A 16,614-nucleotide genomic window follows, 5' to 3' on the forward strand; every position below is an offset into this window, starting at 1 on the left:
GTGGAACAGGACAGCGGCAAGGCGGCGGGCACGGTCCGCGCCACCCCGGTCAGCCGGGCCATGGAGACGATCCGCGCCCTGCGCGAGGAGCTGGCGGCGCTGCGGGGCGCCCAGCCGGTCGCCGTGGTCGGCGTCGGCCTGCGGGCCCCCGGCGGCATCGAGGACCTCGACGGCTACTGGTCGGCGCTGGCGTCGGGGACGGACGCGGTGCGCCCGATCCCGCAGTCGCGGCGGGCCCCCTTCGGGGACGCCTGGGACGACGTGCCGCACCGGGGCGGGTTCCTGGACGAGGTGCTGGAGTTCGACGGACCGTTCTTCGGTGTCGCGCCCCGCGAGGGGCGCTCCCTGGACCCGCAGCACCGGTTGCTGCTCGAAGTGGTCTGGGAGGCCCTGGACGACGCCGGCATCCCCGCCGGCCGGGCGGCGGCGGCCGCGACGGGCCTGTACGTGGGCATCACCGGCCAGGACTACCGGGAGTGGATGAGCGAGGGGCCCGACTCGTACTGGGCCACCGGCAACGGGCACTGCTTCTCCGCCGGGCGGCTCGCGCACACGCTGGGCCTGACCGGCCCGGCCATGGCCGTGGACACGGCCTGCTCCTCCTCACTGGTGACGGTCCACCTGGCGCGGCAGGCGCTGCGCAGCGGCGAGTGCGACATCGCGGTGGCCGGCGGGGTGAACCTGGTGCTGTCACCGCACGGGACCGCGCTCGCGGCGCGCACGGGCGCCCTCTCCCCGGACGGGGTGTGCCGTCCCTTCGACGCGCGGGCCAACGGCTTCACCCGTTCCGAGGGCTGCGGCATCGTGGTCCTCAAGCGGCTGGCGGACGCCGTGCGCGACGGCGACCGGGTGCACGCGGTGATCCACGGTTCGGCGGTCAACCACGACGGTCGGGCCTCGGGCTTCACCGCGCCCAACGTGCTGGCGCAGACCCGGCTGGTGGAGCGGGCGCTGGCGGAGGCGGGCCTGGGCCCGGCCGACATCGGCCACGTGGAGGCCCACGGCACCGGTACCTCGCTGGGCGACCCGATCGAGGTGGAGGCGCTGGCGGCGGCCCTGGGCCGGCCGGGCGGCGCGGGTGCGCCGGTCCTGCTCGGCTCGGCCAAGGCGAACCTGGGCCACACGGAGTCGGCGGCGGGCGTGCTGGGCCTGATCAAGGCCGTGCTGAGCCTGCGGCACCGGGCGGTGCCGCCCGTACCGCACTTCACCACCCTGAACCCGCGCATCGACCTGTCGGGGACGGGCTTTCGCATCCCGACCGAACTGGAGCCGTGGCCCGCCGGCGCCGGGGCGTACGCGGGCGTCAGTTCCTTCGGTATGAGCGGTACCAACGCGCACGTCGTGCTCGGCGCACCGGACCCGGTCGCGGAGCGGGCCGCGGGCCCGGTCGCGGCAGCCGCCGTCGCCGTGACCGGCTTCGAGGTGTCGGCCCGGACCCCGGCCGCGCTGCGGGCGTACGCGGCGCGGCTGGCCGCGCGCCTGGCCGGCATCAAGGACGAGGAGTACGCCTCCTTCGCCTACACCGTCACGCACGGCCGTACGGCCCTGGCCACCCGCATCCGGGTCGAGGCCTGCGACCGGCACGCGGCGGCGGCCGCCCTGAACGCCGTCGCCGAGGGCCTGACCCCGCCGGCGGTGCGGGAGGTCGCGGCGGACACGGCCCCCGGGTTCGCGGACCTGCCCCGACGGGTCGTAGACCTGCCGGCGTACCCGTGGGAACGGCGGCGCTACGCCCCGTTCGACGCGGAGCGCCCGGCCGCGGGCGGCTGACCGGCCGCGGGTACGCGCAAGGGCCGGTCCCGGACGGTGATCCGGTACCGGCCCTCCCTGCGCGGATCCGTCCGGTCAGGCCGCCGCCGCGTCCTGGATCAGGGCGACGACCGCAGCGACCGTGAGGTCCTTGGTCAGCGCCTCGAGGGGGACGTCGACGGCGAACTCGCGCTTGACGGACGCGGTGAGCTCGACGACGCCGAGCGAGTCGATCTCCAGCTCCTCCAGCCTGGCCTGGTCCGTGATCGCGTCGGGCTCCGCCCCGAAGTCGACGAGTTCGCGCTCGACGAAGGCACGGACGGAAGCAAGATCGGCGGGCTGGGGCACGACATCCTCGTCTCTGAATCCTGAGCAGTGAAACGCGCAGCAGCCTAACAACCGGCGGACTACGCCCCGCTAAAGCGACCCTTTCATCCGGCTGACCGCGGCACTAAATCAGCCTTGCCCGCCCTGTCGACCCCTCCTATATTCCCGGTGAACGCTCGGCCGAGACGTTCAGAGATGGAGACCTGCACATGCTCCGGATGCTGCTGAGGCGGCTTCTCCTCATTCCGCTCAGGCTCGTCCTGCGGCCCCGCGTCAGCGGCGTCGAGAACCTGCCGAAGTCCGGCCCCTTCATCATCGCGGCGAACCACTTGTCCTTTTTCGACTCGATATTCATCGCGCTGTTGGTCCCACGACACCTCTACTTCGTGGGCAAGCAGGGCTGGCTGGAGATGCCGGGCCTCAAGGGCCGGCTGCAGGGCCTGTTCTTCCGCTCCGTCGGGATGATCTCCGTCGACAGCACGAGCGGCTCCGCGACCATGGCGGGCCTGGAGACCTCCCTGCGCATCATGCGCGAGGGGCACGGGGTCGGCGTGCACATCGAGGGCACCCGGTCGCCCGACGGCCGCCTGTACAAGGGGAACACGGGCACGGCGTGGATCGCGCTGCGGAGCGGGGCGCCGGTGGTCCCCTGCGGGCTGACCGGCACGGAGCGGGTGCACCCGGCCGGCGCCAAACGGCTCTACGTCTCCCGCTTCGACGTCCGCTTCGGCGCCCCCATGACCTTCCCCGAGCACGCCGGACGAGAGGACGACCGCCGCGTGCGCCGGACGGTCACGAATCGGATCACGCAGGAGATATCCGCTCTGACCGGCCAGGAGTACGTGGACACCTATGCCGCGACGGTCAAGAGTCGCGCGGCGGAATCCCGGGCCAAGGCGGCGGCAAGCACGGAATAAGAAGGGCTTTAGCCCCCGCCGATAGTTTCGTTCCGAGCGCGACTTGACCACCGAGAGAGGTTCTCGTGAAGATTCTCCGCCAGGAAGACAAGAAGTTCGGCGTAACCGTCGAGGAATTCGATCTCAACACCGCCACGGAAGCGGATTTCGAAGAGATCAAGAACCGCGTCTACAGCGACAAGATCGTCGTGCTGCGCAACCAGCACCTCTCCTCCCCGGAATTCGCCGAGCTCGGCCGCCGCCTCGGCACCGTGGAGACGTACTACGAGCCCATGTACCAGCACCCGGAGGTCTCCGAGATCTTCGTGTCCTCGAACGTGGCGAGCTCGGACGGCACCCAGGTCGGCGTCCCGAAGACCGGCAAGTTCTGGCACGCGGACTACCAGTTCATGCCGAACCCCTTCGGCCTGACGCTCATCTACCCGCAGGTCGTCCCCAAGAAGAACCGCGGCACCTTCTTCATCGACATGGGCCGCGCCTACGAGGGCCTGTCCGACGAGCTGAAGCACGCCGTCGAGGGCACCCGCGCGGTCCAGAACGTCAGCCGCTACTTCAAGATCCGCCCCGAGGACGTCTACCGCCCCGTCGGCGAACTGGTCGACGAGATCCAGGCCAAGACGCCCCCGTCGCCCCACCCGACCGCCTTCAAGCACCCCGCCACCGGCGAGACCGTCCTCTACATCAGCGAGGGCTTCACCACCGGTCTGATCGACGCGGACGGCAACGCGCTGGACAAGTCCCTGCTGACCGCCCTCCTGGAGGCGAGCGGCCAGCTGGACGACACGTTCGAGCACGAGAACATCCACCTGCAGACCTTCGAGCAGGGCGACCTCCTCGTCTGGGACAACCGCAGCCTCGTCCACCGGGCCCTGCACACCGCCACTCCGGAGCCCGCCGTCTCGCACCGAGTGACCGTGTACGACCAGTACCCCTTCTACGAGGGCCTCGGCGCCTGACGCGGTACGCGCTCCCGCCGGCCCCCCACGAGTTCCGCTCTACAGAGGTGAAGAATGACCGCTCCCCAGTGCCCGGTTGCCCATGAGGTGTTCGACCAGCAGTACATGCGCGACCCCTACGGGACCTACGCGTCCCTGCACGAGAAGGGGCCCGTCCACCGCATCATGACCCCCGAGGGCTTCCCGGCCTGGCTGGTCACGGGCTTCGAGGAGACCCGGGACGCACTGGCCGACCGGCGGCTCGTCCGCAGCATCGAGCACGCCGGTGAGGACTACCGCACCCTGCCCCTCCCGGCCGAGTTCAGCACCAAGACCGTCGCCACCGAAGACGGCGCCGAGCACATGCGGCTGCGCAAGTTCATGAACAAGTCGTTCGCGATCAAGCGCGTGCGCGCACTGCGCAAGCGCGTGGTCGAGCTGACCGACGGCTACATCGACGCGATGGGCGAGTCCGGCGAGACCGACCTCATGACGGCGATCGCCCTGCCCCTGCCGATCACCATCACCGGCGACATCATGGGCGTCCCCGACGAGGACCGCGCGAACTTCCAGTACTGGACCGACTCCATGCTGGGCATCAACACCGAGGTCGTGCGCGAGGCCGGCGCCACGATGCTGGGCTTCCTCAAGCGCCTCATCGACGACAAGCGCACCAGCCCGGGCGACGACATCTTCTCCGACTGGATCGCCTGGACGGACGACGACGGCAAGCACCTCGACGACCACGAGCTGATCGGCCTGGGCTTCATGGTCCTGCTCGGCGGCTACGACACCACCGTGGGCATGATCGGCGGCGGCATGCTCGCCCTGCTGAACGACCGTCCCAAGCTGGAGCGGCTGCGGGCCAATCCGGAGCAGATCCCGGACGCCGTCGAGGAGCTGCTGCGCCTGTACGGCACCGCCCACACCGGTGTGCGCCGCTTCGCCACCGAGGACATGACCATCGGCGGCGTGGAGATCAAGAAGGGCGACGTCGTCCTGTGCTCCATGGGTGCCGCGGACCGCGACCCGCTGCGCTTCGAGAACCCGGACGAGGTCGACCTCGACCGGCCCAACCTCACGCACATCGCCTTCGGCCAGGGCCCGCACTACTGCCCCGGCTCGGAGCTGGGCCGCATGGAGATCGCCATCGCCATCGAGACCCTGCTGCGCCGCCTGCCCAACCTGGAACTGGCCGCGCCCGCCGACTCCGTCCAGTGGCGCGAGGCATACCTCATCCGCGCCCCCAAGGCCATTCCGATCCGCTACTGATCATGACCGACACCGAACTGCTGGCGCAGGTGCTCAAGCCCTACCGGGAGCACTGCCAGTACCTGAAGTCGTGCGAGGTGACGGTAGGGGGTGACGGGTCGGCCGGACTGGTCTCGGCCCGCTGCGAGTTCGAGATCCCGGAGTCGTGCTACATCGACGACACCGGGCACTTCAACTCGGTGGAGTTCAACATCTGTTACAACCAGATGCTGTACTACGTCATCGCGAAGTCGGTGCAGGACGGGCTCCTGGAGTCCTTCGCGCACTGGTCCATGGAGGACTACTGGCAGCGCCAGCTGGCCGACTTCCTCATCACCGACTTCCGCAGCACCTTCAAGCGGGCCATGCGCGGCCGCCACTTCTCCGGCGAGATCCAGATCCTGGACGTCGTGGAGTGGGAGGGCAGCGACATCCGCGAGCCGCTGCTCGTCGTCCACACCGCCTGCCGGTACTGGGACGCGAGCGGCGGCAACTGCCACGGCGAAGTGAAGATCGCCATCACCCATCCGATGACTGCGGTGCAACCATGACCATCGACCCCCGTGCGGCCGACCGCTTCCGGCGGCTCCCCCGGTCGGAGTGGCGGACGGAGCTGGAGGCCCTCGTGGTCCGGGAGTTCCGTACGGCCCTGCTGATGACCGGGGACGAAACCGTTCCGCTCGACGAGAACTACTTCGACCTGGGCCTGACCTCGCTGCGCGCCACCGAGATCAAGCAGCGGCTGGAGGCCGGTCTCGGCGTCACGATCGACACGTCCGTGCTCTTCGGCAGCCCGACGGTCGACCGGCTCCTGGACCACCTGCTCACGCAGCCCCTGGACGGTGCACCGGCGCCCGGCCCGGCGGCCCCCGCCGCGCCCGCCGCACCCGACCTGCGCAAGTCCCTGGTCGACGACCTGCTGAGCGACCTCTACCAGGCCTGACCACGTCTCTCCAGCAGGGCCCCTCGCGGCCCTGCCGGATCTGGAGGAAAGACCGTGCCCAACACGCCCGCCCATGAGCAGGATGAGCTGGAGGCGTCCCGTGAGGCTCTCCAGCAGCACAAGCAGCTCCTCAAGGAGCTGATGCTGGAGAAGTACGAGCCCATCGCCATCGTCGGGGCCGGAATCCGGTTCCCGGGCGGCAACGACACCCCCGAGGGCTTCACCGAGTTCCTGCGCGCCGGCGGTGTCGGGACCGGCCCCATCCCCGAATCCCGCTGGAACGTGGCGGAGTTCGCGTCCGGCGGCGAGAACGCCAAGGGCAAGATCCTGCCGCACAGCGGCGGCTTCCTGGACGGCATCGACCGGTTCGACCCCCGCTTCTTCAACATCTCCCCCAAGGAGGCCCAGTACATCGACCCGCAGCAGCGGCTCGTACTGGAGACCGCCTGGGAGGCGCTGGAGCACGCGAACATCGACCCGACCGCCCTGCGCGGCGGCAACGGCGGCGTGTACGTCGGCATCAGTTGCGTCGACTACACCATCGAGATCGACGACCTGGCCTACGACGAGCTGGACGCCAACGTCGGCACCGGCACGGCCCACAGCGTCGCGGCCGGCCGCATCTCCTACTTCCTCGGCATGCGCGGCCCGAGCATGGCCATCGACACCGCCTGCTCGTCCTCGCTGGTCGCCCTGCACCTCGCGGTCGAGGGGCTGCGGCGCGGCGAGTGCGAGATCGCGCTGTGCGGCGGCGTCAACGCCATCCACCACCCGCGCAACCACATCGTCTTCTCCCAGGCGGGCATGCTCTCGCCCGACGGGATGTGCAAGACCTTCGACGACTCGGCCGACGGCTACAGCCGCGCCGAGGGCTGCGGCATGGTCGTCCTCAAGCGGCTGTCCGACGCCCTGCGCGACGGCGACCGCGTGATCGCCCTGGTCCGCGGCACGGCGGTACGCCAGGACGGCGAGAGCGGCGGCCTGACCGTCCCCAACGGCTCCGCGCAGGAGCAGGTGATGCGGGCCGCGCTGGGCGCGGCCATGCTGGAGCCCGGCGACGTCTCCTACGTCGAGGCGCACGGCACCGGCACCTCGCTCGGGGACCCCATCGAGATGGGCGCCATCAACGGGGTGTTCTCCCGGTCCCACACCGCGGACGCGCCGCTCGTCGTCGGCTCGCTCAAGAGCAACATCGGCCACATGGAGGCCGCCGCCGGCATCGGCGGCGTCGTCAAGGCCGCGCTCCAGCTGCAGAACGGCGAGATCTACCCCCACCTGCACGCGGACAAGCCCTCGTCGCACATCCCGTGGGCGAACATGCCCGTCGAGGTGCCGAACGAGGGCCGCGCCTGGGCGGCGCCGGTCCGCCGCGCCCTGATCAACTCCTTCGGCTTCCAGGGCACCATCGCCTCCGCCGTGCTGGAGCAGCCGCCCGCACCCGCCGGGCAGGCGCACCCCGGCCAGGATGCGCCGCAGACCGCCGGGCACGTCTTCACCCTCTCCGCCAAGGGCGAGAAGGCCCTGGCCCTCCAGACGCAGAACTACCGCGACTTCCTCGCCGGGAACCCGGACGCCGACCTCGCCGACCTCTGCTACACGGGCAACATCGGCCGCGCCCACTTCGGCACCCGCCTGACGGGTGTCGTCCGTGACCGCGCCGAGCTGGAAGCGCTCCTGGACAAGGCCCCCGCGGCCGCCTCCGACCTGCGCAGGGTCGCACTTCTCTTCACCGGGCAGGGCTCCCAGTACCCGGGAATGGGCCGCTCGCTGTACGACGCGTACCCGGTCTTCCGGGAGCACCTGGACGCCTGCGAGCAGCTGTTCGCGCCGGCCATCGGCCGGTCGGTGAGGGACCTCGTCCTGGGCACCGCCGAGGACGCCGAGGTCATCCACGAGACCCGCTACACCCAGCCGGCGCTGTTCGCCCTGGAGTACGCCACCGCGAAGCTCTGGCTCAGCTGGGGCATCGAGCCGAGCGTCCTGATCGGCCACAGCATCGGCGAGGTCGTCGCCGCCGCGATCGGCGGGCTGTTCTCGCTGGAGGACGCCGTGCGGCTGGTCGCCGCCCGTGCCCGGCTGATGCAGTCGGTGACCGCCCCCGGCGGCATGGTCGCCGTGACAACGCCCGCCGAGGAGGTGGCGCCGCTGCTGGAGGCCTACGGGGACGTCTCCTTCGCCGCGTTCAACGCCCCCGGCCAGTGCGTGATCTCGGGCGGCACGGCATCGCTCGCCGAGATCACCGCCGCGCTCACCGCCCGCGAGGTGAAGACGAAGGCCCTGCCGGTCTCGCACGCCTTCCACTCGCCGCTGATGCACGAGGTGTTCGACGCGTTCCGCGAGGTCGTCTCCACGATCGACTTCCGGGTGCCCGAGCTGACCCTGGTCTCCAACCTGACCGGCCGGGTAGCCGACCCGGCCGAGCTGGCCACCCCCGAGTACTGGGTGCGCCACATCGGCGAACCGGTCGACTTCAGCGCGGGCATGGCCACCATCGGCGCCCGCGGCCGCCACGCCTTCATCGAGGTCGGGCCCGCCGCGACGCTGCTGGGCCTGGGCCGGCGCATCCTCGACGCCCGCGACCACGTCTGGGTGGCGAGCACCGGTGCCGAGGACACCGCCGGCTCCACGGCCCGCAAGGCCCTCACCGACGTCTACGCCGCCGGCCTGCACGTCGACTGGGCCGGCTACCACGCGGGCCGCCCGCACCGCCGCGTCCCGCTGCCGCGCACGGTCTTCGACCGCAAGCGCTACTGGCTCCCGATCAACGGCGTCCGGCACTCCAAGGAGCTGGTGGCCGATGCCTCGCGCGTCCACCACCCGCTGCTCGGCCAGGAGATCACCGACGCCGCGGGCCGCGAACGCGGTGTGCGCGAGTTCGCCGCGACCATCGCCCCCGACCGCCCGGCCCAGCTCGCGGACCACGTGGTCATGGGCCAGGTGGTGTTCCCCGGAGCGGGCTACGTCGAGATCCTGCTGGCGCTCCAGGACGCCGTGTACGGCGAGACGGGCCGGCCGCTGGAGGGCGTGGACATCCTCGAACCGCTGATCCTCACCGAGGACCAGCCCACCGAGGTCCGCACCCGCCTGACGGAACTGCCGGACGGCGGCGCCGAGGTGGAGATCGTCAGCCGGGTCGAGGGCTCCGGCCGGGCCATCGAGCGGCGGCACGCCGTCGCCCGGATCGCCGCCGGCTGGACCCTGCTGCCCGAGCTGGAGCAGGCAGCGGCCGAACTGGCCGCCCGGGCCGCCGCCGACACCGGCGGGCAGGCTCCGGCCCCGCGCCGCGCGGACGACCTGTACGCCGACTTCGCCGACCTCGGTCTGGAGTACGGCCCCGAGTTCCGCCGCATCGAGCTGTTGTCCCGCGAGGGCGACGGCGTGGCCGTCGCCCAGCTCCTCGGCCGGCCTGCCGGCGCGGTGGAGCACATGCCGCCGTCCGTCCTCGACAACGTCATCCAGTCCCTCGCGGCCGTCCTCGACAACGGCCACACCTACCTCCCGGTCGCCTTCGGCACCTTCCAGCTGCTGAAGAAGCCCAAGCAGGGCGCCCTGCGCAGCCTGGCGCGGATCACCAGCGAGGAGAGCGCCGACGGCGAACTCACCGCCGACCTGGTGCTGCTGGAGGGTGACCGGCCGCTGTTCGTCGTACGCGACCTCGGCTTCAAGCGGGTGGCCAACACCGCCGGCGGGCCCCGCCGCAGGTTCTTCCACACCCCGCGCTGGACCAAGCGCTCGCTGGTGCGGCGCGGTACCGAGGGAGCCCGCCGGATCCTGGTCGTCGGCCGGGACGAGGCGGCCCTCGCGGGGGCGGTCAACGACCTCGAGGCGGCGGACGTCTCCCTGGCCTTCGCGCCGGACGCCGGCTCGGCGGCCCGCGCGGCCCAGGGCCTGGCGGGGCGTCCCACCGACGTGGCCTGGTTCTGGCGTGCCCAGCCGGGCCCGGTCACCGAGGAGCGGCTGCGCGCCGAGTCCGAGGCCAACTACCGTGACCTGCTGGCATTGCTGGCCTCGCTGGAGCAGCAGGGCTTCGGCCGCGAGCAGAGGCTGTGGCTGGTCACCGAGGGTGCTCAGCGGCTGCCGGGCGACGTGCCCGCGCCGGGGGCCGGCGCCGTGCCCGCCTCCTCCCTGTGGGGCTTCGGCCTCTCCCTGTGGAGCGAGTACCCGACGTACAAGGTCACCCTGGTCGACCTGCCGGAGGGCGGCGACGCACGGTCGCTGGCCGACGAGTGGCTGGCCGCGGAGGCCGAGGAGTTCCAGATCGGCTACCGGGCGGGCAACCGCCACGTGCGCCGGCTGCGCCCGGTGGAGCCGGCCGCCGCGGACGACGACAACTTCGAGCTCACCGTGACGGAGTACGGCGAGTTCGCCAACATCAAGCCGGTGCCGCTGGCCGACGTCGCCCCCCAGGGGGACGAGGTGCAGGTCCAGGTGCACGCCGCGGGCCTCAACTTCAAGGACGTCCTCAACGCGCTCGGCCTGCTCAAGCAGCACGCCGAGGACACCGGGGTGCCCTACCAGCGGCTGCCCCTGGGCTTCGAGGGCTCCGGCACGGTCCTCGCGGCCGGCCCGGACGCCGAGTTCGCCCCGGGCGACGAGGTCGTCCTCAGCCACCTCGGGTGCATGAAGCGCCGGGTGACGGTGCCGTCGGCCATGGCGGTGCGCAAGCCCGCCAACGTCGGCTTCGCCGAGGCCGCCGGTCTGGCCACCGCGTACGTGACCGCGTACTACGCCCTGCACGACCTGGCCGGCATCAAGGCCGGCGACAAGGTGCTGGTGCACGCCGCCGCGGGCGGGGTGGGGCAGGCAGCGGTGCAGCTGGTGAAGCTCGCCGGGGCCGAGGTCATCGCCACGGCCAGCCCGCGCAAGCAGGCCCTGCTGCACGCCCAGGGCGTCGAGCACGTCCTGAACTCGCGCTCCCCGGAGTTCGCCGAGCGGATCCTGGAGATCACCGGCGGCGCGGGCGTCGACATCGTCCTCAACAGCCTGAACAAGGAGTACATCGCCGAGGGCATGCGGGCGCTGGGCCGGGGCGGGCGCTTCGTGGAGCTCGGCAAGATCGGCATCTGGTCCGCGGAGCAGGCGCGCGAGGCGCGTCCGGACGTGGCGTACCACAACTTCGACCTCAGCGAGTTCCCCGAGCACGAGCTGCGCGCGGTGAACAAGCAGATCCTGGAGACCGTCGCCGGCCTCCTGGAGCGGGAGGAGATCCGGCCCATCCCGACGACCTCGTACTCCTTGGAGGAGATCGAGGAGGCGTTCGGGGTCCTCAGCCGGGGTGCGAACATCGGCAAGCTCGTCCTCGACCTCACCGCGTCGGGCGACCGCCCGGCCCGGCCCGTGGAGATCGCCGCGGACCGCACGTACCTGATCACGGGTGGTCTGGGCGCCATCGGCACCGTCACCGCCGAACGCCTGGTCGCCCTGGGCGCCCGGCACATCGGGCTGGTCAGCCGGCGGGCCGTGTCCACCGAGCGGACCGCGGCCATCGCGGCCGGCCTCGGCGAGGGGGTCTCGGTGACCGCCTACCAGGGCGACATCGCCCGCACCGAGGACGTGCTCCGCATCGCCGAGGACGTCAAGGCGTCCGGCAGGCCGCTCGCGGGCGTCTTCCACGGCGCGGGCGTCCTGGCCGACATGCCGATCTCGGCGATGGACTGGGAGAGCGTCGAGAAGGTCTTCGAGGCGAAGGTGTTCGGCACCTGGCAGCTCGACCAGGTCCTGCGGACCTTCCCCGAGGAGCCGTTCCTGGTGGGCTATTCCTCGGTGGCCTCGGTGCTGGGACCGGTGGCGCAGGGCAACTACGCGGCGGGCAACGCCTTCATCGACACGGTGATGCAGTGGCGTTCCGCGGCGGGCCTGCCGGGCCTCAGCATCGGCTGGGGGCCGTGGGCCGAGGTGGGCATGGCCGCGAACCTCAGCGCCGAGCTGATCCGCGGCATCGAGGGCCAGGGCATGCGGTTCCTCAAGCCGACGGACGGCGCGCGGTGCCTGTTCAAGGCGCTGGGCGGCAGCGAGTCGCACGTCACCATCGGCGAGTTCGACTGGGACCGGTACGCGTCCGGGCGTCCGGCGGTGAGCGCGCTCTACCGCGAGGTGGCGCGGGCGTCGGCCGCGGCGGTGCGCAAGGTCGACCTCGACGCGCTGCGGGCCCTGCCCCGGGCCGAGCGCCGGGCCACGGTCAACGAGCTGATCCGGGAACGGATCGCCGTGCTGCTGCACTTCGAGGGCGCGGACGACGTCCCGGCGGACGCGAAGTTCACCGAGCTGGGGCTCGACTCCCTGGTGGCCGTCGAGCTGAAGAACGCCCTGGAGGCGGGCTTCCAGGTGCCGCTGCCGACGTCGATCGTGTTCGACTACCCGTCGATCCTGCTGCTGGCCGAGTACCTGGACCAGGAGATCGCCCCGCCGGCCGCCGACGAGGGGGCCGCGCGCCAGGCGCCGAAGGACGTCCGGGAGCTGTCCGAGGCCGACGCCGACGCCGAACTCGCCGACCTGATGGATCTGTGACGCGGTGAAGGAGTACATCGAGTCCCTGTCGGGGCTCTCCCAAAAGCAGCTGGTCCTGATGCTGGCACGGCAGCGGCTGCGCGAGAGCGAGGGCATCGCCGTCACCGGGCTCGCCTGCCGCCTGCCGGGCGGCCTGGACAGCCCCCGGCAGTACTGGGAGGCGCTGCGGGACGGCCGTGTGGTGGCCGGTGGCGGCGGAATCCCCGTCGACTCCACCGGCCGCCCCCGGTGGAACGTGGCCGCACCCGACCTGGCCCACCTGGCCGGACTGCTCGGCCAGGGCTCCTACCTGGCGGACATCGACCTCTTCGACGCCGAGCGCTTCGGCATCGGCGAGGAGGAGGCGGCCTTCATGGACCCGCAGCAGCGGCTGCTGCTGACGGTGGCCGCCGAGGCGCTCCAGGACGCGGGAGCGGAGCCCGGCACCGACGCCCGGGTCGGTGTGTTCGCCGGGGTGAGCACCGTCGAGTACAACTACGCCTGTCTGCGCAACGGGGTGGGTCCCGAGGGCCTCTCCCCGTACATGGGCACCGGTGGCGCGCTGAGCGCCACCGCGGCCCGCGTCGCCACCGGGCTGCGTCTGGGCGGGCCGGTGCTCACGGTCGACACGGCCTGCTCCTCGGCGCTGACCGCGCTGCACCTGGCCTCGCACGCGCTGCGGGCCCGCGAGTGCGACCTCGCCGTCGTCGGCGCCTGCCACCTGCTGCTGGCGCCGTTCACGACGGCCGTGTTCGCCCAGGCGGGCATGGTCTCGCCGACGGGCCGCAGCCGGCCCTTCGACGCGGCGGCCGACGGGCACGTGCGGGGCGAGGGCTGCGGGGTGCTGGTGCTCAAGCGCCAGTCCGACGCCAAGGCGGACGGGGACGTGCCGTACGCCGTGGTCCGTGGCAGCGGCATCCACCAGCACGGCGACCGGCCCGCCATGGCCGCGGCGTCCGCGCTGGGCCAGCGGCGGGTCATCTCGGACACGCTGCGCTCCGCCGGGATCGACCCGCACGCCGTGAGCTACGTCGAGGCGCAGGCCAACGGCTCGAAGCTGGGCGGGGTGATCGAGGCGGAGACCCTCGCCGGCGTCTACGGCCGGGACTCGGCGGACGCCCCCGAGCTGCTCGTCGGCTCGGCCAAGGGCACGCTCGGCTACCTGGAGACGGCGTCCGGCGCGGCCGGCCTGATCAAGACCGTGCTGGCGCTGAACCACCGCACGGTCCCGGTGCAGCCCGGCTTCGACGTGCCGGACCCGGCGATCCCGTGGCAGCGCCTGGCCCTGCGGGTGCCGACGGCCTCGCAGCCGTGGCCGGACGCGCCGCGGCGGCTGGCCGGGGTGAGTGCGTTCGGCTTCACCGGAACCAACGCGCACGTCCTGATGGAGGGCGTGGACGGGCCCCCGCGGCAGGCGCCCGGACCGGCGCCCGTGCGCGGCCGGCGGTACTGGCCGGAGGGCAACCAGTGGACTTGAGGAGCGAGGAGCCGCAGATGTACCACCCGCAGTTGCAGACCCTGGACCGTACGGCGGCCTTCCACGCCGCCGAACGCCCCGACCGGACGGCCGTGGTCTGCGAGGGCCGCGAGGTCGGTTACGGGGAGCTGCACCGGCGCAGCAACCGGACGTCCCGCGCACTGCACGCCGCCGGGGCGGTGCGCGGCTCCCGGGTGGCGTACCTGGGCAAGGAGTCGGAGCACTACTACGACATCCTCTTCGGCTGCGCGAAGGCCGGCACGGTCCTGGTCCCCATCAACTGGCGGCTGACGGCCTCCGAGGTGGACCACATCCTGCGGGACTCGGGGACCTCACTGCTCTTCGTCGAGGACGAGTTCCTCGACGTCGCGCACAAGGCGGCCGCCGAACTGCCGTCGCAGGTGCGGATCGTCGCCCTCGACGGCCCGGCGGGCCCCGGCAGCGGCTTCACCGCCTGGCAGGCGGGGCACTCGGACGCCGACCCGGAGGCGTCCGCCTCCCCCGACGACCCGATCGCCCAGATCTACACGAGCGGCACCACGGGCCTGCCCAAGGGCGTGGTGCTCGCGCACCGCAGCTTCTTCAAGGTGCGCGACGCCCTCGCGTCCGAGGGGCTCGGGTGGATCGACTGGCGTGAGGACGACGTCAGCCTCATCGGCATCCCCGGCTTCCACATCGGCGGCCTCTGGTGGGCCACGCAGGGCTTCAACGCCGGTGTCACCAACGTCGCCATGCGGATGTTCGTCAGCGGCGAGGCGGTGCGGCTGATCCGCGAGCACGGGGTCAGCACCACCTGCCTGGTCCCGGCGATGCTCCAGATGATGCTGGCGGAACCGGGCGCCGGCACCGCCGACTTCGCGACGCTCCGCAAGATCGTCTACGGCGGTTCGCCCATCTCCGAGAGCCTGCTCCAGGAGTGCCTGGAGCGGATCGGCTGCGAGTTCGCGCAGATCTACGGGCTCACCGAGACCGGGAACACCGCGGTCTGCCTGCCGCCGCACGAGCACGTGGCCGGCGGGGCCCGGCTGAAGGCGGCGGGGCGGCCCTACCCGGGCTTCGAGGCCAAGATCGTCGACCGGGCGGGCCGGGTGCTGCCCACGGGCGCGATCGGCGAGGTGTGCCTGCGCACGCCGTCGCGGATGCTCTCGTACTGGGGGCTGCCCGAGGCCACCGCGGACACCCTCGTGGACGGCTGGATCCACACCGGGGACGCCGGCTACCTCGACGACGGCGGCTACGTGTTCATCTGCGACCGGATCAAGGACACGATCATCGTGGCCGGCGAGAACGTGTATCCGGCCGAGATCGAGAACGCGCTCGCGCGGCACGAGGCCGTGGTGGAGGCGGCGGTCGTGGGCGTCCCGGACGAGCGCTGGGGCGAGGCGATCCACGCGTTCGTCGTGGTCAGGCCCGGTCACGAGGTCAGTCCGCGGCAGCTGGTGCTCTCCCTCAAGGGCACGGTCGCCGACTTCAAGATTCCGTCCGGTTTCGAGTTCATCGACACGCTCCCGCGCAACCCGAGTGGAAAGATCCTCCGGCGGGAACTGCGCGACCGTTTCTGGCAGGACCGGGAGCGTCAGGTCAACTGATGCCCGCGGGCGTTGTGTTGGCGCCTGTTCCCCCCACTTCCCGTCCCGATCCAGCGAGAAAGCAGGCAGCCGGATGGCTTCCCTCAGCACCATACGCAACGTCATCAACGCCGTGTCGTACGTCTCCGTGAAGGCGGCCGGAGGCCCGGCCTGGAAGCTGTTCCACGGCGCACCGCCCCGCACCCCGGTCCGGCCCGAGCAGCGGGAGGTCCACGACCGCGCCGAGCAGGAGACGCTCACCGTCGGCGGCCGCGAGATCCGCACCTACCGCTGGGGCAGCGGCGACAAGCCCGTCCTGCTGGTGCACGGCGTGAGCGGGCGGGCCGCGAACTTCGCCGGCTTCGTCGCGGGCATCGAGGCCCTCGGCCTGACCGCCGTGGCCTACGACGCCCCCGGCCACGGCTCGTCGGGCGGTTCGACCTGCACCATCCTGGAGCACGGCGCCGTCATGACGGCGCTGCAGGAGCGGTACGGCGACTTCCACGCGGTCGTCGGACACTCCTTCGGCGGCACCTCCGCCTACCTGGCGGCCCGCCGCGGCCTCGTCACCGAGCGGCTCGTTTCCATCTCCTCGGTGGCGGACTTCGGCTCGCTGCCGGACACCTTCTGCGGCCAGCTGGGTCTGCGCCCCGCCCTCGCCACCGAACTGCGCCGGCGCACCGAGCTGTTCTTCGCCCCCGAGCGGGACGTCTGGAACCGCTTCTCCGCCGACCACCGGCCGGAGGAGATCACGGCGCGGATCCTCGTCGTCCACGACGAGAACGACCGCGAGGTCGGCGTCGACCAGGGCCGCCGGCTGGCCGCGAGCTACGGCGACCGGGCGGAGCTGCTCATCACGAGCAAGCTCGGCCACCGCCGGATCCTGGGCGACCCCGAGGTCATCGGCAGGGTCCTGGACTTCCTCAAGGACTGAACCGGCGGGCGGCGGCATACGCGGCGG

General features: G+C 72.1%; 11 protein-coding genes. 10 read left to right on the top strand and 1 reads right to left on the bottom strand.

All coding sequences use genetic code 11. From position 1 onward, the window contains the following. Complete coding sequence (locus tag IG86_RS0119975; protein ID WP_234316009.1) at positions 1-1,770, top strand: beta-ketoacyl [acyl carrier protein] synthase domain-containing protein; 1,770 nt, start codon at positions 1-3, stop codon at positions 1,768-1,770. A gap of 75 nt (positions 1,771-1,845) precedes the next feature. Here IG86_RS0119975 and IG86_RS0119980 read toward each other — a convergent pair whose 3' ends face one another. Further along, entirely contained in the window at positions 1,846-2,097 is a 252-nt protein-coding gene (locus IG86_RS0119980; RefSeq protein WP_030649152.1) for an acyl carrier protein, read from the bottom strand. 188 nt (positions 2,098-2,285) lie between these two features. On the opposite strand from IG86_RS0119980, the gene IG86_RS0119985 reads away from it, so the two are divergent. From IG86_RS0119985 to IG86_RS0120025, 9 genes are all read left to right on the top strand, one after another. Further along, positions 2,286-2,993 (top strand): lysophospholipid acyltransferase family protein, encoded by a 708-nt coding sequence (locus IG86_RS0119985; RefSeq protein WP_030898405.1) that lies wholly within the window; start codon positions 2,286-2,288, stop codon positions 2,991-2,993. Positions 2,994-3,058: 65 nt separating this feature from the next. Continuing rightward, positions 3,059-3,949, top strand: a complete 891-nt coding sequence (gene scoE / locus IG86_RS0119990; RefSeq protein WP_030898409.1) for a (3R)-3-[(carboxymethyl)amino]fatty acid oxygenase/decarboxylase — start codon at positions 3,059-3,061, stop codon at positions 3,947-3,949. A 54-nt stretch (positions 3,950-4,003) separates the two neighbouring features. Further along, positions 4,004-5,200 carry a cytochrome P450 family protein gene (locus tag IG86_RS0119995; RefSeq protein WP_045936446.1) on the top strand — a complete coding sequence of 399 codons (1,197 nt, stop codon included), beginning with the start codon at positions 4,004-4,006 and terminating at the stop codon, positions 5,198-5,200. Positions 5,201-5,202: 2 nt separating this feature from the next. Next, entirely contained in the window at positions 5,203-5,730 is a 528-nt protein-coding gene (locus IG86_RS0120000; RefSeq protein WP_030898411.1) for an FcoT family thioesterase, read from the top strand. Beyond that, positions 5,727-6,122, top strand: coding sequence for an acyl carrier protein (locus IG86_RS40570; RefSeq protein WP_030649141.1), 396 nt, complete (start codon positions 5,727-5,729; stop codon positions 6,120-6,122). Before IG86_RS0120000 ends, IG86_RS40570 begins: the two co-directional genes overlap by 4 nt. A 54-nt stretch (positions 6,123-6,176) precedes the next feature. Then, the gene (locus IG86_RS0120010; RefSeq protein ID WP_208864268.1) at positions 6,177-12,629 is read left to right on the top strand and encodes a type I polyketide synthase; all 6,453 of its coding nucleotides are present in this window, start codon (positions 6,177-6,179) and stop codon (positions 12,627-12,629) included. A gap of 4 nt (positions 12,630-12,633) precedes the next feature. Next, positions 12,634-14,085: a beta-ketoacyl [acyl carrier protein] synthase domain-containing protein gene (locus IG86_RS0120015; protein WP_051785286.1), complete on the top strand. Its 1,452-nt coding sequence runs from the start codon at positions 12,634-12,636 to the stop codon at positions 14,083-14,085. 17 nt (positions 14,086-14,102) lie between these two features. Continuing rightward, positions 14,103-15,674, top strand: a complete 1,572-nt coding sequence (locus IG86_RS0120020; RefSeq protein ID WP_030827212.1) for a long-chain-fatty-acid--CoA ligase — start codon at positions 14,103-14,105, stop codon at positions 15,672-15,674. Positions 15,675-15,747: 73 nt separating this feature from the next. Further along, positions 15,748-16,587 (top strand): alpha/beta fold hydrolase, encoded by an 840-nt coding sequence (locus IG86_RS0120025; RefSeq protein ID WP_030827209.1) that lies wholly within the window; start codon positions 15,748-15,750, stop codon positions 16,585-16,587. Positions 16,588-16,614: the final 27 nt, after the last annotated feature.

Origin of the sequence: Streptomyces virginiae, from assembly GCF_000720455.1 — a bacterium.
Lineage (GTDB): Bacteria > Actinomycetota > Actinomycetes > Streptomycetales > Streptomycetaceae > Streptomyces > Streptomyces virginiae.